The 19,877-nt window shown below is 37.9% G+C and carries 18 protein-coding genes; 17 read left to right on the forward strand and 1 reads right to left on the reverse strand.

Annotated features, from left to right (window positions below; all coding sequences use genetic code 11):
- Window positions 1–6 precede the first annotated feature (6 nt).
- The 10 genes from ACFPM4_RS05760 to ACFPM4_RS05805 all read left to right on the forward strand — a co-directional run bounded on the left by ACFPM4_RS05760 (window position 7) and on the right by ACFPM4_RS05805 (window position 9,697).
- Entirely contained in the window at window positions 7–1,332 is a 1,326-nt protein-coding gene (locus ACFPM4_RS05760) for a CpaF family protein (protein ID WP_382348877.1), read from the forward strand.
- Window positions 1,329–2,261 (forward strand): type II secretion system F family protein, encoded by a 933-nt coding sequence (locus tag ACFPM4_RS05765; RefSeq protein ID WP_144926710.1) that lies wholly within the window; start codon window positions 1,329–1,331, stop codon window positions 2,259–2,261. Before ACFPM4_RS05760 ends, ACFPM4_RS05765 begins: the two co-directional genes overlap by 4 nt.
- A gap of 6 nt (window positions 2,262–2,267) precedes the next feature.
- Window positions 2,268–3,203 carry a type II secretion system F family protein gene (locus tag ACFPM4_RS05770; protein ID WP_382348880.1) on the forward strand — a complete coding sequence of 312 codons (936 nt, stop codon included), beginning with the start codon at window positions 2,268–2,270 and terminating at the stop codon, window positions 3,201–3,203.
- 54 nt (window positions 3,204–3,257) lie between these two features.
- Window positions 3,258–3,473, forward strand: coding sequence for a hypothetical protein (locus ACFPM4_RS05775; protein WP_382348883.1), 216 nt, complete (start codon window positions 3,258–3,260; stop codon window positions 3,471–3,473).
- 48 nt (window positions 3,474–3,521) lie between these two features.
- Window positions 3,522–3,905 (forward strand): TadE/TadG family type IV pilus assembly protein, encoded by a 384-nt coding sequence (locus tag ACFPM4_RS05780; protein WP_144926701.1) that lies wholly within the window; start codon window positions 3,522–3,524, stop codon window positions 3,903–3,905.
- Window positions 3,905–4,684: a pilus assembly protein TadG-related protein gene (locus ACFPM4_RS05785; protein ID WP_382348886.1), complete on the forward strand. Its 780-nt coding sequence runs from the start codon at window positions 3,905–3,907 to the stop codon at window positions 4,682–4,684. The genes ACFPM4_RS05780 and ACFPM4_RS05785 overlap by 1 nt, the downstream gene beginning before the upstream one ends.
- A gap of 24 nt (window positions 4,685–4,708) precedes the next feature.
- Window positions 4,709–6,094: a VWA domain-containing protein gene (locus ACFPM4_RS05790; RefSeq protein WP_382348889.1), complete on the forward strand. Its 1,386-nt coding sequence runs from the start codon at window positions 4,709–4,711 to the stop codon at window positions 6,092–6,094.
- A gap of 24 nt (window positions 6,095–6,118) precedes the next feature.
- Complete coding sequence (locus ACFPM4_RS05795; RefSeq protein WP_382348892.1) at window positions 6,119–7,510, forward strand: hypothetical protein; 1,392 nt, start codon at window positions 6,119–6,121, stop codon at window positions 7,508–7,510.
- A 53-nt stretch (window positions 7,511–7,563) separates the two neighbouring features.
- Window positions 7,564–7,845: a hypothetical protein gene (locus ACFPM4_RS05800; protein ID WP_382348895.1), complete on the forward strand. Its 282-nt coding sequence runs from the start codon at window positions 7,564–7,566 to the stop codon at window positions 7,843–7,845.
- 931 nt (window positions 7,846–8,776) lie between these two features.
- Complete coding sequence (locus ACFPM4_RS05805; RefSeq protein WP_382348898.1) at window positions 8,777–9,697, forward strand: hypothetical protein; 921 nt, start codon at window positions 8,777–8,779, stop codon at window positions 9,695–9,697.
- 235 nt (window positions 9,698–9,932) lie between these two features.
- Here ACFPM4_RS05805 and ACFPM4_RS05810 read toward each other — a convergent pair whose 3' ends face one another.
- Window positions 9,933–10,157 (reverse strand): DUF5316 family protein, encoded by a 225-nt coding sequence (locus ACFPM4_RS05810; protein WP_144929080.1) that lies wholly within the window; start codon window positions 10,155–10,157, stop codon window positions 9,933–9,935.
- 256 nt (window positions 10,158–10,413) lie between these two features.
- Between ACFPM4_RS05810 and ACFPM4_RS05815 the strand changes: the two genes are divergently transcribed.
- The 7 genes from ACFPM4_RS05815 to guaA all read left to right on the forward strand — a co-directional run bounded on the left by ACFPM4_RS05815 (window position 10,414) and on the right by guaA (window position 19,555).
- Window positions 10,414–10,995 (forward strand): HAD-IA family hydrolase, encoded by a 582-nt coding sequence (locus ACFPM4_RS05815; protein WP_382348901.1) that lies wholly within the window; start codon window positions 10,414–10,416, stop codon window positions 10,993–10,995.
- A 39-nt stretch (window positions 10,996–11,034) separates the two neighbouring features.
- Window positions 11,035–12,513: a nicotinate phosphoribosyltransferase gene (locus ACFPM4_RS05820; RefSeq protein WP_382348904.1), complete on the forward strand. Its 1,479-nt coding sequence runs from the start codon at window positions 11,035–11,037 to the stop codon at window positions 12,511–12,513.
- Between the two features lie 14 nt (window positions 12,514–12,527).
- Window positions 12,528–13,355 (forward strand): ammonia-dependent NAD(+) synthetase, encoded by an 828-nt coding sequence (gene nadE, locus ACFPM4_RS05825; RefSeq protein ID WP_382348907.1) that lies wholly within the window; start codon window positions 12,528–12,530, stop codon window positions 13,353–13,355.
- 130 nt (window positions 13,356–13,485) lie between these two features.
- Window positions 13,486–14,445 (forward strand): AAA family ATPase, encoded by a 960-nt coding sequence (locus tag ACFPM4_RS05830; protein WP_144929072.1) that lies wholly within the window; start codon window positions 13,486–13,488, stop codon window positions 14,443–14,445.
- A 2-nt stretch (window positions 14,446–14,447) separates the two neighbouring features.
- Window positions 14,448–15,665, forward strand: a complete 1,218-nt coding sequence (locus tag ACFPM4_RS05835) for a DUF58 domain-containing protein (protein WP_382348911.1) — start codon at window positions 14,448–14,450, stop codon at window positions 15,663–15,665.
- A complete protein-coding gene (locus ACFPM4_RS05840; RefSeq protein WP_382348914.1) occupies window positions 15,662–17,908 on the forward strand; it encodes a transglutaminase TgpA family protein in 2,247 nt (748 codons plus the stop codon). The genes ACFPM4_RS05835 and ACFPM4_RS05840 overlap by 4 nt, the downstream gene beginning before the upstream one ends.
- 93 nt (window positions 17,909–18,001) lie before the next feature.
- The gene (gene guaA / locus ACFPM4_RS05845) at window positions 18,002–19,555 is read left to right on the forward strand and encodes a glutamine-hydrolyzing GMP synthase (protein ID WP_382348917.1); all 1,554 of its coding nucleotides are present in this window, start codon (window positions 18,002–18,004) and stop codon (window positions 19,553–19,555) included.
- Window positions 19,556–19,877: the final 322 nt, after the last annotated feature.

Here is a 19,877-nt window from a genome sequence, read left to right on the forward strand (position 1 = left end):
CCGTTCATGCAATGGTTGGGAAAGACAAATGAACCTGCTGCACGTGATGATTGGAATGTCATGGATGCAAAAATCGAGAAACGTGCAAAGCATTATCGAAGTCGACTGATTAAGGAGTCTGATCTTGAGACAATTACAACCCTCCCGCCGAAAGAGATGCGACAAACAATCGAGCGGTTAGTGTACCGAATGATTGAAGAAGAGCGAGCAATCATTCCACGTCAGGAAATGGAAGCGCTCGTGAAGCAGATTATCAATGAATCTGTCGGTTACGGACCATTAGAAGCATTATTAAAAGAAGATAGTATTACAGAGATTATGGTAAATGGTCCGAAAGAAATATACATTGAACAACAAGGTAAGTTAATGAAATCAGATGTTAGGTTTAAGGATGAGCAACATATTCGTCATATCATTGACCGTATTATTGCACCTATTGGTCGGAGAATAGACGAGAGCTCACCAATGGTAGATGCTCGACTTCATGATGGGAGTAGGGTAAATGCGGTGATTCCGCCAATTAGTTTAAATGGTCCAATCTTATCAATACGTAAGTTTAATAAAAATCCTTTTACACATGAAGATTTAATTGGCTTTGGAACTTATACAGAGGAAATAAGTGAATTCTTGCAAGCAGTTGTAAAAGCGAAATGTAATATTTTAGTTTCTGGTGGTACAGGTAGCGGGAAAACAACCTTGTTAAATGTATTGTCAGGTTCCATTCCATATGGTGAACGTGTCGTTATTATTGAGGATATGGCTGAATTAAAATTTGAACATGATAATTTAGTTCGAATGGAAGCACGTCCACAGAATATGGAAGGTAAAGGGGAAATCAACATTCGTGCACTCGTTAGGAATGCGCTACGGATGAGACCTGACCGAATTATTGTAGGGGAAGTCCGGGGATCAGAAGCTATTGATATGCTCCAAGCAATGAATACAGGACATGAAGGTTCCTTAACAACAGTGCATGCTAATTCACCTAAAGATGCTCTTGGAAGGCTAGAAGCAATGGTCATTATGTCGGGGCTATCCTTAACAGTCGATGTGGTACGCCAATATTTTGTAGGTGCACTAGATTTGATCGTCCAATCAGAAAGACTACCAGATGGAAAAAGGAAGCTAGTTAGCATAGCGGAAGTTACGGAAGAAAATGGCCGCATTGAAATGAAGGATATTTTTAAATTTGTTCGTCAAGGAACAGACGAATACGGAAGAATAAAAGGGTCATTCATCGCAACAGGGTATGTTCCTAAAGTGTATGAAAAGATGAAATCATACGGAATCGATATCCCAGAAACGATTTTCCAGGAAGGAGTGTTGTTATGAACCCAATCACTCTAGCTGGAGGAGCAACGTTTTTCTCTCTGTTTATCGCAATCTATTATTTTATTATGTATAAAAATGCGGAAAAGACCCACAAGAAAGTGGAGCCATGGTTCGATGCTACAGATGGTAAGGAAAGAAAGAGTTCCATTATTCTGATTGGAGATAAATACGATAAATCTGAGTTGGCAGAAGAATTACAGAAGAAGCTTATTCAGGCAGACATTCAGTTGAAACCGTCAGAATACATGGGGATTTTAATCTTCCTATTTGGCGCATTTATCTTTACAGGGCATTTTCTTTTTAAACTAATTTTCATTATTAATATCACTCTAGCGTATTTTGTGATTTGGTTCGGTTCGAAAATATTCTTGCGTTCACGCCAAAACAAATTAACCGAACAATTAAATCGGCAACTACCTGAGATTTGTAGAATGATGAGTAACACAATGAAGGCTGGCTTAACGATTCCTCAAGGTTTTGAAATGGTTGGAAAAGAATTGAAAGCACCAGCAGGGCCTGAGTTTCGAGGGATGGTACAGCAACTTCGCTTAGGTACTAGTTTCGAAGAAGTAATGCAGCAATTACGTGAACGCTTTGTCAGTAAGGAACTAAATATTTTTGTTAGTACTGTCGTTATTCAACATCGAGTAGGTGGAAACTTGGCAGAAGTATTAAGTATCATGGCCGACACGTTAGAAGAAAGAGCGAGAGTAAATAAAGAAGTAGATACAGTTACAGCGGAGGCAAAGTTTGTCGCATTAATTTTGCCGATAATGCCACTAATGATGGCATTAATGATGAACCTCTTTATAGATGGATTTCTTAATCCGTTATTCACGAAATGGGGCATCATCCTATTCGTTTTATTCTTAGGAATGCAGTTTCTTGCCTACATTATCATTAGAAAAATTACAACGATAAGGGTGTAAGTAGAGATGGGGCAGTATTTTGAAGTATTAGTCCAATTATTAGTTGTTATCACATTAATTTTAATTTTTATCGGTTTTATTTTCACATGGTTTTATATCGCGAAAAAAGATAAACTTCTCAATCATTTAAAAACAGATAGTTCATTCAAGAATAAAACGAGTTTGCAAGAACGGATTTGGACACCGCTCATTAAAGCGGCTGAATACGTAGGACCAACAGCGAAGAAATATAAACTTATGTTTGATTATGAGAAGGATGAAGTGATGATTGTACGTGCCGGTAATCCATTAGGCTTACGAGCAGAGAGTTTGCATGGTCTTCGTTTCGTACTTGGTATGGGATTATTATTCTTTGCCATCATTTATTCCTTCCTTGGTATGCCTTTTGCACTTTTAGTTCTATTCATCTTTCCGTTGTTTGGATTCTCCTTTCCTTCCTTGTGGATTATGTATCAGGCAAAGGAAAGGCAGGAAATTATTAGTACATCCATGCCGGATTTTCTCGATACGGTTAGTATTACATTGCAAGCGGGTGTGTCATTAGATGCAGCCTTAAGGCAAGTAACAAACCAAATGGATGGACCTTTAAGTGAAGAGATTCAGCGGTTTAATAGAGAGATAGATTTAGGTGTTCCGAGACGTCAAGCATATCAACATATTTTAGATCGTAATACGGCAAAAGAGTTAGAGATGCTCGTTAATTCATTAGTGCAAGGTTCTGACCTTGGGGTTTCAGTTGCAACAACATTCCGTGTTCAGGCAGAAGACTTACGCTCCATGAGAGGATATAAAGCAAAGGAAAAGGCAGCAAAAGCAAGTCCACAAGTTACGCTTGTTACGACTTTCCTCGTTGCGCCGGCAGTATTTGTACTCATCATTGGATTGCTATTCTTAAACATTATGTATAATCCTGCTTCATTTGGATTGGATAGTTTTTTCTAATTCAAATAGTAGGGTAATGAATAAAAATTTAATTTCAATTAGGGAGGAATACACATGTTAACCAAGATGTATGTGAACATAAAAATGAAATGGAATCGTTATGTAGGAAATGAAAGAGGTGCTCAAGCGCTAGAATGGATCGCACTTGGTATGCTTGTGCTAGCGATTATGGGTGCAATTGCCGCTACAATGGAAGGCGATTCACAAATGGGAACAGCAGTGAAAAACCAAATTACGAAAATGATCAACAGCTTAAGTGGTGGTGAATAATTTACCACGCTAGAAAGAGAATTGGTTTTCTAAGGAAGTGGACCACTGATGAAGTGTATAAAAAAGTATATAAAAAATGAACGGGGATCACAGCTGATTGAATTTATAGCTGTGTTCCCAATGGTTATTATGGCAATGTTATTAATTTGGCAATTAGCATTAGTTGCATATACAGTTGTCGTTGCAGAAGCTGCAGCAAGGGATGGAGCACGTGTTGCCGCTGTCGGTGGTGATTATAGCGCTGCTGTCGATAGGTCATCGCAAGGGTTAGATGTTAGTACTTCCTTATCAACAGGTACTACATCATACGGGGAGGAAGTTACAGTTACAGTAACAGCAAAGATTCCTACGATGAAAATCCCTTTTATTGGCAGACTCGATTATACGCTTAGTGCAGATGCATCCATGCCGAAAGAGGAGGATGAAGACTGATGATTGGCCGCTACTTAAAAAACGAAAAAGGCAATACACTTCTCGTTATTTTGGGTGTACTCGTAGGGGCAATATTCATCAGCTTCATCTTTTTTGATTTTTTCACGACATTTGCAAACAAACGAGTGAGTCAAACTGGAGCAGATGCAGCTGCACTTGCAGCTGCAAATGAAATTAAAGAAGTGTATGATGAAAAGCTGCGCTCTGAAATTGAAATAAGAATGGGTCATCTGCGCGAAACTGCGAATGAGTTTGTAGATGAAATTCTGGAAGAGATAAATGAAGACTATGAAGATTCGTTAGAAGATTTAGATGAAGATGACCCGATTCCAGATCCACCAGATATTGATATGGATGCTATTTGGAATCAAGTGTTAAATCGAATGGATATCCCACATGAATTGCGTGATGCAGTTCGCTATGAATGGGTGGAAATAGATGCGATGGCTGCTTTGGAGTATTTTTTTGAAAATGTTTGGTATTTAGACTGGTTTAGTAACCAAGTAAAAGAGATAAACGAGGTTGCATGTGAAGCAATTATTAATGCTGAAGATCAATGGACAGAAGCTGCCAAACACTATGCAACGAAGAATGGATCAGATGAAGATGTAGATGTTGTTTTTAAAGGCGATGAATTTAAAGTAATGGTTCGAGTGAAAAAACCTGCATCTTTTATTACAGTGAGTGATGATGCCTTCGCTTCAGGTGAAAACGATGTATATTCAGAGGCGGAAGCGACCGTTAAAACACCTCGAGGAATAGATATTAGCTGTGACTAAGGTAGACTCAGGAGGTTCGATACATTGATTTGGAAAAAAGCTAAATATGTACTCTTATTTACATGTATTTTCACACTAATGTTAGTAGTTGGTTGTTCTCCTAAGTCAGACACCGCTCCACATAATGATAATAAGAAAAAAGAAGAAACAAATGGTGGTAAGAAGGATGTTATTCCTGAGGAAGACGAAGAGCCAATAGAAGTGGTATTAGAAGCTCCAGAAATACCATCGAATATTGCGTCCGTTATCTCTTACCCCGTTGGTGAATTTTCAGGTGAATTTTATGATGAGCAACAAGAAGAAATAGAAGCAAAGTTAGAAGAATTACCTTCCATCAGTGATGTAGAAGGAGAAGAGGTTGTTCAACAATATTGGAGTAAATTACGTTCTCTAGTTGCGGAAGAGTATCCGGACCCTGCTAGCGTAGTAGCTGAATGGAAACTTGCGGGATTCGGGGATCCAGATATTGAAGATCCTAAATTAGCATTTAAAGAGAATTATAATGTAGAAATTATTTTAGATGCTAGTGGAAGTATGGCGGCGTACTTAGGTGGAGAAACGATGATGAACCTTGCAAAAGATTCAATTCGTTCCTTTGCAGCATCTTTACCAAATGATGCGAAGGTAGGACTCCGTGTCTATGGCCATAAAGGAACAGGATCTCAAGAAGATAAAGCGATGTCTTGTGATAGTAGTGAGTTATTTTATGAGATTCAAAGTTATGATGAGAAGAAATTAAACGATGCATTGGATCAATTCGAGCCAAGTGGCTGGACACCAATTGCGGAATCACTTATTCGAGCACAAAAAGATTTACAGGGGTTAGACGGAGAAAATAATACGAATGTGATTTACTTAGTGAGTGACGGGGTAGAAACATGTGATGGAGATCCTGTAAAAGCAGCTCAGGAACTAGCGAATTCATCCATCAGCCCGCTCATAAACGTAATTGGTTTCAATGTAGATAGTGAAGGGCAGCAACAATTGAAAGCTGTCGCGGAAGCTGCAAATGGCACGTATTCAACTGTTACAAGTGTGCAACAGCTTCAAGAGGAATTCCAACGTTCACAAGAGATGGCATCTAAATGGATGGAATGGAAACAAGGAGCAGATACGGAAAACATTAATACCGTGTTAAATCGAGAAACGACTATTTTTGATTTTAAAAATAAATGGGCGGAAAAAAGTTCGCTTGAAATCCGCAACCTTGATGAGATGATTATGTATTTATATAAGACAGATAAAATTACAACAGAACAACGCAAGCTGATGAAAAACTACCGTAATAGTCTATATGATGTACTAAACGAATACGAAAACACAGCATACAATGATCTCATGGATTTAGCACAGCAAAGTTATAAAGAAATGGATAAAGCCATCCAAGAAAAATATAAAGCAAGTAACTAATTGGTTAAAGAAAGGAGGCTCGGCATGCGGGATAGGAAGATCATCCAAAAACTTTTGCATGTAAATAAAGCATTTATGCTGTTGCTGATGTTTATGTTTATGGTTCCTTCTATTAGTCTTGCAAGTAATGTCGGTGAAATTGAGTATGATGATAATCAATTAACACCTACGGAGCAGCAAGCAGGTGGAAGTGGTAATGGTTTTAACTGGAATCCATTCGATTGGGATTGGAATAGTATTGGTGAATTTATAGGAGGAGTAATAGACGGCATTGTCGAAGGTGTTGTAAATGCGATTGATGCAATGATCAACTTTTTAACATCTCTCGGTCAAATGCTTAGGGACCTCTGGGATTCACTACCTGACTGGGCTCAGGATCTGATCATTACTATAGGTCTGATTGTAGCCGTTGTTGTGGCGGTCGTTGTACTAATTGCAGTAGGTGTGGTAGGTGTAGTAGTAGGTGTAATTGCTATTGTTGTAGCTGCTATCGCAGGTATCGTCTACTATGTGATGTATGGTGGAACAGATGCCTTTAACCCGTTACATGCAGCAGCATGGATCTTCGGGGGAGCACTTGCAGGTGGACTTGTCGCTTTCTTGGCTCAAGCAGGTATATTAACTACTGCATTCACTGCTGCCCTAAATGGTCTGAGATTTGTTGGTGGCTACATCGGGTTAGGAGCTAGATCTGCCTGGTCGTTTATTTTTACACGCGGTCTGCTTCCAGCCTTTCATGCTGTGACGAATGGAGCACGTGCATTAGGGCTATGGTTTAGAATGCAAACTGTAAAAACAATACTTATTACGAATCTATATCGCTTTGCGCATGGTGGTTGGCTTGGATTAGGTCGCCATATATTTGGAATTGGTTTAAAAGGTGCTGGAGTTTCCGTCGCTTTTGATGTAATAATGAGTACAATTTCAGGTAATTGGGACTTTAAAGCAATGGGTGTCAATGCGGTCATCGGCTTCTTTGGATCAATATTGGGGGTTGGCCTCTGGACACGCGTTCGCCAAGCAGTCAGATGGGAAAGAATCGGTTGGCTCTTTTACGGTGCTGGGATAGGTGCTGGATTAGAGATATTCAAACAATTCATGATGGGGAAAGGCTTAAATTGGGAAAATGTAGGGATCTCTACATTAGTATGGTCGACATTAATTCCGATGAATCTATGGGTAAGTAAAACAGGTTTAACTGGATTAGCTGTTGACCTCGCCAAAAAGTTCCCAGGAAAGTATATAACCGATTTTTATAAAGATGTTATTTATTGGAACTCGCCAGATAAGCATCCGGATAATGGCTTGAAAAACATATGGAACGGAGCAGTGGATACGTACAACAACTTCCGCTTCACTTTCTCCACTGGATTTAAAAACTGGGTGTTTAGAATGTTTAGGATATACATTCCTTGATGTGAAACAGGATTTGTAAGAGTAGTAGAGCGCATGTAGAAGGAGTGGTGTTTTTGTCAGAGCGCATGTGGGGATTTCTCGGAGCCTTTTTCACCCTAACAATCATCGTTGGTGGGCTAACAATGGCCTACTACGGGGAAAGAGGCCAATTAGGAGTGATAATGGATAACACTGTACTCAAGCTTGCAGTTATTCTTTATTGCATGATCGGTGTATTTTTTATCATATTTACAGAAGTACGAAAAAGAGTCGAAGCTGGTAATACGAAAAAAGTTGGCATTACAATAGGGATTATCATTTTTGTTTTTGGTATCCTTGCATTAACACGCTTGTAGAGAAAAAGGCTGAAATTCGGCCTTTTTCTTATGACATTGGTAGTGTTCTATTGAAAGGAATTATTTATGATTCCTTAAAAAGGTGTAATAAAGTGCTATTCGAAATCCAAGTTGCACTAAGATTCCCGTTGAAGTGGATTAACGTCATAGAAGGGAATCAAAGCGTTCGTATGATTCCTATTCAAGCGAAAAAACAACATAGACGGGAATCAAACCGCATGTATGATTCCCGTTCAATCGAAAAAATGTTATAGATGGGAATCAAACCGCAAGTATGAATCCCGTTCAAGCGAAATTACGTCATAGAAGGGAATCAAATCGCAAGTGATGATTCCCATTCAAGCGAAAAAATGTTATAGATGGGAATCAAACTGCAAGTATGATTCCCGTTCAAGTGAAAAAACGTCATAGATGGGAATCAAAACGGATGTATGATTCCCGTTTAATCGAAATTACCTCATAGAAGGGAATCAAACCGCAAGTATGATTCCCGTTCAAGTGAAAGTACGTTATAGAAGGGAATCAAACCGCAAGTATGATTCCCATCGAAGTAAAAAACGTCATAGGAGGGAATCAAAACGGAAGTATGATTCCCATTCAAGCAAAAAAATGTCATAGATGGGAATCAAACCGCAAGTATGATTCCCGTTCAATCGAAATTACGTCATAGGAGGGAATCAAAACGGATGTATGATTCCCATTAAAGCAAAAAAACGTCATAGAAGGGAATCAAACCGCAAGTATGATTCCCATTCAATCGAAAAAACATCATAGACGGGAATCAAAACCTCAAGTATGATCCCCTTCAAATGGAAACAAAGGTCGAAACAAATTCGCTAAGAAATTTCCGTACTAGTAAAAAACGAGCTATAAAACATTTATACGAACTAAGAAACGAATCATAGATATAATTTTAGAAAGGAGTGGTACCATGGCAAATGAAGTGAGACCACCTTCTGCATTAGTCCCAGTGGAGGGGAGATATCGAAAAGCTGCGGAGCCATTTGTTGGTGCTTTAGAACTAGCCTTTATGAGCCCTGAAATTATATATAATAATGAAAAATATCGCCTAATTACGATATATTCTGGACGTTCAGGTAAAATTGCTGCTCAACATTTTCATCACTTTCACGTAGTTGATCATACAGGAAAAGTCGTAGAGCAAGAGCATATTGCTCAACATTGCATGAATGTTTACCAAATGTTATACGCTCATATGATCAGTGAGAAGGACTTAGAGTATTCTATATCCATCGATATCGAAGAGAATGAGAAACGCATTGAATCGTTAAAAGAGCTAAAAGATATTATTGTGACTAGTTATGACAAAAATAATCGTAAGCCGTTAAAATTATTTAAGGATTTTGACGAGGCGATTGCGTATTTAGAGTCTGTAAAAATGGCAGAAATGCAGATGCATGAAAGTGCTAGTAATTTGCAAAAATATGATTTCACAAATGCAGCAATACTAGATGAAGCAACATTTGAAGAAATGAGAGATTTAATTATTCAATTTCGTAAAGCGTCGAGGCAAAAAGCTATCGCATTAATGCAACATCAAGGCAGTCTTAGAATGACGGTATCGCTACTAAAGTTTGATGAAATGAAGCAATACTTATCTGATTATCAAAAGCATACAGCCCAAGCATTAATCAATTATTTAAATGGCGAAATAGAGTACCAGCAAATTGTTTATCATGCACATGATCATTTGCTCGTCACCACAAAAGGGTACATAAAGAAATTAGAAAAAATCCCGGATGATTTTATGCGTATTGCAGCTGACCAATTTCTAGAGAAAAAATGGCTTGTTACGAAGAAACGTCCTGCTTGGTTTGGGGCGAAAAAATAAAGATGGACTATTCCCTTATTCAACCTTCAAGGGAGTAGTCCATTTAACTATTAATAAGGCTCTGTTAAAGTTCATTGTTGTTAAGAACTTAGTTGATTGTAGTGGATGTACACGAGACTCCTGCGGGAACAGCACGAGCCGAAGATAGTGGTTTTCTTTGCCAAGTTAGCTGAGGCCGTGCCCGCGGAAGCGAGTGTACAGGAGCGAAAATCAACAACAGAGTTTAACAGAGCTATTAATAAAAATAATCAATGATAAGCACAATGATAATGAAAATGAGAATAGGAAGTGCTGTTATAAGAAAACCTTTTACCCAATTTATTCGCTCGTCTGCGGCACTTTTTGATTCCGTGTGATAGTTAGATCGTATTCTATCCCCACCAGCAAGTGCCCCCGTAAAGATGCCGGTTAGTAGTAAAAGTGCTACTACAATCGTACCAGATACTTTTAAGACGAACACCCAGTCACTCGTAACAATTCCGATAATGAAATGAATAATAGTAATGGCACATCCGATTATAAAAAACTTTTTAATGTATATCCCTCCGTCCTTTTAATTGATTTTTCGTAAAATTATAATTATTATATCATATTACGTCGGATGAAGAAAAATTACTAGAGAATTGGACATAAAGGTTATCTTTACAAGAAAATAAAAAAGAAAAGTGTTAATATGGTAAAAAGATAAAAATCGTACAACTAGGGAGTGTCTATTGTTGAAATTACTATGGGATTTGGATGGAACGATATTCAATACATATCCAGCAATATTAGCGAGCTTTTGTACCGTTCATGAAGAGGCGCTTGGTAAGCCAGTCGATCAAGAAGAAGCCTTGCGTTTATTAAAAAGAACATCTAAAGAAACGTTCGCATATTATGGAATTTCAGAAGAGTATCGAGAAAGGTTTAAAGAGTTGGATCATGCTCGAGCAGAATCTGGCTGTCCTCCGTTTGAAGGAGTGGAAACTATCTTAGAAGCTGCAGATATAAATGTGATTGTGACACATCGCACACAAGCATCTACGCGTAAATTGTTAAAGAAATTTGGACTGATGCATTATTTTAACGAGATTATAAGTCCAGATGATGATGGGTATCCAAGAAAGCCGGATGAAGGAGCATATCGTTATCTACATGATAAATATGATTTGGATTGGGCAATTGGTGACAGAGAACTAGATTTAATTCCTGCGAAAGCAGTCGGGTTAAAAACTTGCGCATTCCAAAACCCTGATATACAAGCAGATTTACATATTGATGAGTATACACCAAGCTTAATTGAGAAACTAAGTAAATAATTCACTTAAACTTAATGGACTAGAGGACGTGTAGGAAAAATGAATGACCATTACAAAGATGATAGCTTAACATTGCATACAGATTTATACCAAATAAATATGGCGAAATCATATTGGGAGGACGGCATTCACAATCGGAAAGCTGTATTTGACCTTTACTTTCGAAAACTACCTTTTGCAAATGGTTATGCGATTTTTGCAGGGTTGGAAAAAGTAATCCATTTTATAAATGACTTTCGCTTCAGTGAAACAGATATCGCCTATTTAAGAGAAGACCTCCATTATGATGAAGCTTTCTTAGAGTATTTACAAAATATGCGCTTTACGGGCACGATTCGTTCCATGAAAGAAGGCGAAGTTGTTTTTAGCAATGAACCAATAATCCAAGTGGAAGCACCTCTTGCAGAAGCACAAATTATCGAAACAGCATTACTTAATATTGTGAACTACCAAACACTCATTGCGACGAAAGCATCCAGAATTAAACAAGTTGTCGGCGATGAAGTGGCATTGGAATTTGGATCTCGTCGTGCGCAAGAGATGGATGCAGCATTATGGGGGACAAGAGCGGCATTTATTGGTGGTTTTGATGGAACGAGTAATGTTAGAGCGGGGAAACTATTTGATATGCCTGTAGCAGGAACACATGCACATGCGATGGTGCAAGCATACCGTGATGATTACACTGCCTTCATGAAGTATGCGGCAAGTCATCGTGATTGTGTTTTCCTTGTTGACACATACGATACATTACGATCAGGCGTGCCTGCCGCAATTCGAGTGGCAAAAGAACTAGGCGATAAAATAAACTTTATTGGAATTCGTCTTGATAGCGGTGATATGGCATTTTTATCAAAAGAAGCGAGAAAGCAATTAGATGCGGCTGGATTTACGGATGCTAAAATTTTCGCATCAAGCGACTTAGATGAGTATACAATTGTTCACCTTAAAGCCCAAGGCGCCAAGATAGATTCATGGGGAGTTGGGACAAAGTTAATTACTGCCTATGATCAACCAGCACTTGGAGCAGTATATAAGCTTGTATCGATTGAAGATGAAAATGGAGAAATGCAAGATACGATCAAAATTTCCAGTAATGCCGAAAAAGTAACGACTCCTGGAAGAAAAAAGGTTTATCGTATCGTAAATAGGCAAAATCATAAATCAGAAGGTGATTACATCACATTATGGGATGAGAACCCAGAAGATGAACCTCGTCTAAAAATGTTCCACCCGGTTCATACGTATATCAGTAAATTTGTGACTGACTTTGATGCTATCAACCTTCATGAAGTCATTTTTGAAAATGGGGAACAAGTATATCGATTACCAGCACTTCGTGAAATTCAAGCATATGCAAAAGAAAGCCTTAGCTACTTGTGGGATGAATATAAACGATCGCTAAATCCGGAAGAATATCCTGTAGACCTCAGCCAAAAATGCTGGGATAATAAAATGCGAAATATTGAAGATGTAAAAGAGAAAGTAGCAAAAATTAAAAGGGAATCAAAGCTATAGGAGGGATTTACAGAATGGACGATGTACAACGCGAAATCATTGAAGCACTAAAAGTAAAGCCGCAAATTGATCCAAAAGAAGAAATTCGAAAAAGCATTGATTTTTTAAAAGAGTATGTGTTAAAGCATAGTTTCTTTAATGGATTTGTACTTGGGATTTCAGGTGGACAAGATTCTACGTTAGTAGGTAAGCTTGCTCAAATGGCTGTAGATGAACTAAATGCAGAACGAGAGATTGAAAAGTATAAGTTCATCGCTGTAAAACTTCCATACGGAGTTCAGAAGGATGCGAAGGATGTAGAAGATGCGATTGCATTTATTCAACCTTCTGTACAATATGAAATTAATATAAAACCTGCAGTTGATGCGAGTGTCGCTTCTTTAAAAGAAGCTGGTGTGGAAATTTCCGATTTTACAAAAGGAAATGAGAAGGCAAGGGAACGTATGAAAGCTCAATATAGTATCGCTGCAACCTATAACTGTGTTGTTTTAGGAACAGATCATGCTGCAGAAGCGTTAACCGGATTTTTCACAAAGCACGGCGATGGAGCTGCAGATTTAGTGCCAATATTTCGTTTGAATAAACGTCAAGGGCGAGCGTTATTAAAGGAACTAAACTGCCCAGAACATTTATATAATAAAGTTCCGACTGCTGACTTGGAGGATGATCGTCCACAACTTCCAGATGAAGTAGCGCTCGGTGTTACGTACGAAGATATCGATGATTATTTAGAAGGAAAAGAAGTGCATGATACAGCAAGAAATACAATTGAAGCTTTGTATCGAAAATCTGCCCATAAACGTCATTTACCGGTAAGTATTTTCGATGATTATTGGAAATAGGTCAAATGAAGACTAAGAAAAATGTTATGATGACATTAATCTTAGTCTTTTTTTGTTTAAGAGAAGGATTTTTACAAAATAGACAGAATATTATTATTAACGCGAAAAAAATAGAGATGGCGGTGGAATTATGTCAAACGAACTACAACTTCAAGTGGATAAAATTCTTCAAAACATTGAGAAAGTAATGATCGGAAAGACAGATATAGCAAGACTTAGTTTAGTAGCATTACTAGCAGAAGGACATGTTCTTTTGGAAGATGTTCCAGGTGTAGGAAAAACAATGATGGTACGTGCACTAGCAAAGTCCGTCAATGCCTCGTTTAAACGAATCCAATTTACCCCTGACTTATTACCTTCTGATGTATTAGGTGTTTCCATATATAATCAAAAGGAAATGGAATTTACATTTAGACCCGGTCCAATTGTAGGCAATATCATTTTGGCCGATGAAATAAATCGAACTTCACCCAAAACTCAATCAGCTTTATTAGAAGGAATGGAAGAAAAAAGTGTAACCGTAGATGGAGTGACACTAAATTTAGAGAGACCTTTCTTTGTAATGGCGACTCAAAACCCGATTGAATATGAGGGGACGTATTCACTACCAGAAGCACAACTAGACCGTTTCCTTTTAAAAATGAAAATGGGCTATCCAAGCCTAGCGGAAGAGATGGAAGTATTAACACGTTCTCAAAAAGTAGCGCCAATAGATGAGCTGGAACCTGTCATATCGCTCGATGAATTAATAGAATTACAAAACCGTGTAAAAGATGTATATGTAGAAGAAACGATTAAGTATTATATTGTCGATTTAGCAAGACAAACTAGAAACCATGAAAATATATATTTAGGTGCAAGTCCTCGTGCTTCTATTGCGTTAATGAAGGCAGCACAAGCATATGCATTTATTGCTGGTAGAGATTTCGTCATTCCAGATGATGTCCAGTATTTAATGCCTTATGTATTTACTCATCGCATTATTTTAAAACCAGATGCGAAATATCAAGGTTTATCTACCGAACAATTATTACATGACATTATGGAAAATACCCATGTTCCAGTACAAAGGGCTGTACATTATAAATGAAAATGAAAAATCATCGTTCCAGAATAATAGCGCAGATTAAACCGGTATTGGGATTAATAGTTCAATTCGTTCTTGTTGCTGTTACATTCTCCTATGCAATGTTCCAAGGTGGATTTGTAAGCTGGTTCTTATTTTTCAGTTTTATACCATTTGCTATTTATTCTATTTTATTACTAATCTATCCGATAAAAGAATTTGGTGTAGAGCGTACGTTAGAAGCTCGAGAATTTGGAGCGGGCGACCATGTGAACGTTAAACTTACACTTACAAGAAAAAGAGCTTTTCCGATTCTGTTTTTAATCGTGGAAGATATTTTACCTAAAGGTATTAATACGGATCAACATAAACAAGTTATATTCCCAGGGTTTAAAAAAATGCTCTCTTATTCATATCGCATTGAAAATGTGCCAAGAGGGGAACACGTTTTTGAAGGAGTTCGATTAATGGCAGGGGATGCGCTTGGACTTACGGAGAAGGAGCATTGGTTTGATTGCCAACAGACAATACTCGTGTATCCACGCTATGAAGAGCTCACTTATCGACCACTAGAAAGTCGCTTTGAACAAGGGGGCACAGCCTCTGCACTACAATTTCAGAAAGACACTACTCTTGTAGCAGGAGTAAGGGAGTACCAACCTGGCGACCGATTCTCTTGGATTGACTGGAAAGCAACTGCTAGGAAACAGGAATTAGTATCGAAAGAGTTCGAAATAAGACAGACGAATGATTTGTTGCTTGTACTAGATCGAACAGCATCTCCTAGTTTCGAAGAGGCAGTCGTCTTCGCTGCCTCTGCAACAAATTCTATCTTATCGCACGGCGGTCAAGTAGGTTTATTTTCTGTAGGAGCAGATAAAACTTTTATTCCGATTAGAGGTGGAGAACAGCAACAAAAGCAAATTTTTCATCATCTAGCAAAAGTAAAACCAGATAGTGATTTACAATTAGCGAACATTCTCGAAAGTGAAACGGTTATTTTTAGACAACCTGCTGTTTTACTCGTGATAACCTCTAAGCTTGATCAAGAGTTTATTAAAAGTGCCGGATTATTTTTACGAAGAAGAGGGACTATCATTGTCTACTATATTCGTAAACGTGGAGAACAAATGAATGAGAAGGAACTGCAAATGAAATCAGCTGCACTATATAAAGGGTTGATTATCAAAACACTATATGAAGACGAGTTTCGAACAGCGTTTACAGAGGTGGAGAGGGCATGATAAATCAACAAAAAATATACTTGTTTGTCCTATACTTTTGTGGCTTTTTACTTTTGTGGGAATGGCTGAGACCGTTAACTGATATTACAAATACCGGGCAAGTCCACTATTTTGTTATTTTTATAGCGCTCAGCTTAATAATCAATGTTCTACCACTATATAGTTCCGTAAGAACAGGAACAAAAATAGTTTTTATCCTATATTTTCTCTACAATATGTTTGCAGGAGAACACAGTAGTTTTATTGCTTGGAGTATCTATTTAATCGAAGATGTAATATTTAATATTGGCTTACTATTTTCATTAGATGTCGTAAATATAACGGACTTATTCCGTACGGTCCTCTTTTTTATTTTACTATGGATCATGACATATTTACTTCGTTACTGGCTCACTGTTCGCAAGAAAATTTTCGTCTTTTATTCGATGACGGTCATTTATATAGCGGTTATTGATACCTTTACGATTTATAATGCAGAATGGGCAATCGTTAGAATTGTAATGATAGGTTTTATCCTATTAGGGATTTTGTTTTTCCAACGCTTACTGGAAAAAGAAAACATTAGGAACCGCTATTCATTATTAGCGCAATGGACAGTTCCGCTTGCATTAATGATTTTAATTAGTACATTTATTGGCTATGTTTCTCCGAAAGCCGGACCAATATGGCCAGATCCTGTGCCATTCTTGAAGTCTAATGCCGATAATGTGATGCCAAGAAATAATGGAGGCGTCTCGAAAATTGGCTATGGCTCAGATGATACAAATTTAGGTGGCCCTTTTATCGGTGATGACAGTGTAGTATTTGAAGTTTGGACACAACAAGGTAGAACATCAGGTCCTGCAGGACATTATTGGAAGGTAGAAACTAAAGACACGTATACAGGAAAAGGATGGACAACTTCGGTGGAAGCGGTGCCTGATTTGGATGTAGGGGTTGGTACGGAATTTCGATTGCCGTTTGATATCCCGATAGAAACGGAACGGCAACGTAGAGCGCATTTTGAGATGAAACTGCTATACCCTCATATTATTTATCCATATGGAGTTATGGGTGTAGATGGGGATATATCTAATGTAAAGATGATTACAGCATTGGAGAAATTCATTCCGTTTTCTGCTGAAAATGAAATAGTCAGTCCAAGTGAATATGCGGTTAGTTATGAAACACCACAGTATAGTTTACAAGAATTACGTAATACAACATCAATATTTTACTCCCTTCCTAACGGTGTAAATGAGGAATTAGTCAATGAGTTTTTGGAAGGATATACGCAATTACCAGATACATTACCGGAACGCGTTCGGGATTTAGCTCTCGAACTGACGAAGGATCATCATAATTGGTACGATAAAGCGAAAGCAATTGAAGCCTATTTTAAGAATGGTGAGTTTACGTACGATCAGGAAAAGGCTGCTGTTCCAGGTAAAAATCAAGACTACGTAGATCAATTTTTATTTGAAACACAAGTTGGCTACTGTGATAACTTTTCCACTTCTATGGTTACATTATTGCGTGCAGTTGATATACCTGCTAGATGGGTGAAAGGTTATACATCAGGTCACCTGATTGATACGGTGGCAGATAGTACGCTATTTGAAGTAACAAATAATGAAACACATTCATGGGTAGAAGTATTTTTCCCTTCACAAGGATGGGTTCCGTTTGAACCAACGATAGGTTTCACGAATTTTTCTAGTATTGTCGATGAAAATGCAGTTCCGGAAGAGCCAACAGAGGAAGAACCTGTAACGCAACCTACTGAACCAACAACGCCAGAACCAACAGAACCAGAAACACCGACTGAAACGAATAATGAGCCAGAAACAGAAGTGAAAACGAGCTTCTGGGAAACAATGAAGACATTTTTCACAAAAAACTGGATCGTATTAGTAGGATGTTTTATCGTGTTACTATTATTGGGAGTTTGGGCATATTGGAAGCGAAGTAAGTGGATGCCATATATTTTGGTAAGGAAATATAAGCGGAAACATAATAGTGATACACTTGTCCACGCGTATGGAGATTTATTAAAACAGTTGAAACGTATTGGCCTAGAGAGAGAAATCGGACAAACGCTTAGAGATTACTCCTCCAATATAGATTCGTATTTTCATACAGATGAAATGAGTAAATTAACGGAACAATATGAACGAGCAATTTATCGTGGTGATAACTCCCAGGATAATTGGGAGAGTACAAGTGAATTATGGGAAAATTTAATAAAAAGAACAACTGGTTGACCGTGTTTCCGAACAGGTATAAAATGAGGACTAAAATAAATACGCGAAATGCTGCCAGTTTGCTATTTCGAACTGGTTAACGGAGGGTCTCATATGCCAGGTAAATCGGAGTTACATAATCAAGAAATGATTGTTGTTCTAGACTTTGGTAGTCAGTATAATCAGTTAATTACGAGAAGAATCCGTGAATTTGGAGTATATAGTGAACTACATCCACACACGATTACTGCAGATGAAATTAAAGCGATGAATGCAAAAGGAATAATTTTATCTGGCGGTCCAAATAGCGTATATGGGGAAAATGCATTTAAATGTGATGAGCAATTATTTGACTTAGGTATCCCTGTTTTCGGTATTTGCTACGGCATGCAATTGATGACAGTTCAATTCGGCGGAAATGTCGAAAGAGCTAAAGAAAGAGAATATGGAAAAGCTACTTTACAACTGAAAGAAGATTCTGCATTGTTTAAAGGACTTCCTCAAGAACAAGTTGTTTGGATGAGTCATGGCGATCTAGTTCAAAAAGCGCCAGAAGGCTTTAAAGTAGTTGGAACAAATCCATCATGCCCAGTTGCTGCAATTAGTAATGAAGAGAAACAATTTTACGGAGTGCAGTTCCACCCAGAAGTACGCCATTCTGTTTACGGAAACGATATTTTGAAAAACTTTGTTTTTGAAATATGTGGCTGTAAAGGTGACTGGTCCATGGGGAACTTCATTGAAGTTGAAATGGAGAAGATTCGCCAACAGGTTGGAGATAAAAAAGTACTATGCGCACTAAGTGGTGGAGTTGATTCCTCTGTAGTAGCAGTACTAATCCATAAAGCAATTGGTGACCAGTTAACATGTATTTTCGTTGACCATGGCTTACTACGAAAAGGTGAAGCTGAAAGTGTGATGAAGACCTTCACAGAAGGTTTCAATATGAATGTAATAAAAGTTGATGCGAAGGATCGCTTCTTAAGTAAATTAGAAGGCGTATCAGACCCTGAAAAGAAACGTAAAATCATTGGTAATGAATTTATTTATGTATTTGATGATGAAGCTGCAAAACTTGAAGGAATTGAATTTTTAGCTCAAGGTACACTTTATACAGATATTATTGAAAGTGGAACAGCAACAGCTCAAACAATTAAATCACATCATAATGTTGGTGGTCTTCCAGAAGATATGCAATTCAAATTGATCGAACCATTAAATACATTATTTAAAGATGAGGTTCGTGCACTTGGAACAGAGCTTGGGATTCCAGATGAAATTGTTTGGCGTCAACCTTTCCCTGGACCAGGACTTGGAATTCGTGTCCTAGGAGCCGTAACGGAAGAAAAATTAGAAATCGTCCGTGAATCTGATTATATTTTGAGAGAAGAAATTAGGAACGCTGGCTTAGAGCGAGATATCTGGCAATACTTTACTGTATTACCAGATATCCGTAGCGTAGGTGTAATGGGAGATGCTAGAACGTACGATTATACGATTGGAATTCGTGCTGTAACTTCTATTGATGGTATGACATCCGACTGGGCAAGAATACCATGGGAAGTACTAGAGAAAATCTCTACTAGAATCGTTAATGAAGTAGACCACATTAACCGCGTAGTGTATGACATTACTAGCAAGCCACCTGCAACAATTGAGTGGGAATAATATAAGTAGAGCTGCCTTAAGTCATTAAGGTAGCTCTTTTGTTATTTTAGGATAACATTTTTTCGTTAATAGGATTGACAATGAATTTAAGAGGTGTTATTATAAAACTCCTGTTAACAACTCCTATTAAAAATCATCCCGAAAAAATATTATTCGAAAATGATTGACAGAGACAAGTTAACATGGTATATTAATAGAGTCGCTGAAACACAATAGCGAAGTTTGATCTTTGAAAACTGAACGAAACGAAGCGTTAACAATAATTAAGTAAGACCAGCAATTTTGAGCTACAAACTACTTTTAATGAGAGTTTGATCCTGGC

The sequence above is a fragment of the Lederbergia graminis genome (assembly GCF_042655485.1).
In the GTDB taxonomy this organism is placed as follows: Bacteria; Bacillota; Bacilli; order Bacillales; family Bacillaceae_C; genus Lederbergia; species Lederbergia graminis.

Coding starts and splice junctions, on each gene's coding strand:
- ACFPM4_RS05770 (WP_382348880.1), top strand. CDS start 2,268: ATGGGGCAGTATTTTGAAGTATTAGTCCAATTATTAGTTGTTATCACA.
- ACFPM4_RS05775 (WP_382348883.1), top strand. CDS start 3,258: ATGTTAACCAAGATGTATGTGAACATAAAAATGAAATGGAATCGTTAT.
- ACFPM4_RS05780 (WP_144926701.1), top strand. CDS start 3,522: ATGAAGTGTATAAAAAAGTATATAAAAAATGAACGGGGATCACAGCTG.
- ACFPM4_RS05765 (WP_144926710.1), top strand. CDS start 1,329: ATGAACCCAATCACTCTAGCTGGAGGAGCAACGTTTTTCTCTCTGTTT.
- ACFPM4_RS05795 (WP_382348892.1), top strand. CDS start 6,119: ATGCGGGATAGGAAGATCATCCAAAAACTTTTGCATGTAAATAAAGCA.
- ACFPM4_RS05760 (WP_382348877.1), top strand. CDS start 7: ATGCAATGGTTGGGAAAGACAAATGAACCTGCTGCACGTGATGATTGG.
- ACFPM4_RS05830 (WP_144929072.1), top strand. CDS start 13,486: ATGTCAAACGAACTACAACTTCAAGTGGATAAAATTCTTCAAAACATT.
- guaA (WP_382348917.1), top strand. CDS start 18,002: ATGCCAGGTAAATCGGAGTTACATAATCAAGAAATGATTGTTGTTCTA.
- ACFPM4_RS05835 (WP_382348911.1), top strand. CDS start 14,448: ATGAAAAATCATCGTTCCAGAATAATAGCGCAGATTAAACCGGTATTG.
- ACFPM4_RS05820 (WP_382348904.1), top strand. CDS start 11,035: ATGAATGACCATTACAAAGATGATAGCTTAACATTGCATACAGATTTA.
- ACFPM4_RS05785 (WP_382348886.1), top strand. CDS start 3,905: ATGATTGGCCGCTACTTAAAAAACGAAAAAGGCAATACACTTCTCGTT.
- nadE (WP_382348907.1), top strand. CDS start 12,528: ATGGACGATGTACAACGCGAAATCATTGAAGCACTAAAAGTAAAGCCG.
- ACFPM4_RS05840 (WP_382348914.1), top strand. CDS start 15,662: ATGATAAATCAACAAAAAATATACTTGTTTGTCCTATACTTTTGTGGC.
- ACFPM4_RS05805 (WP_382348898.1), top strand. CDS start 8,777: ATGGCAAATGAAGTGAGACCACCTTCTGCATTAGTCCCAGTGGAGGGG.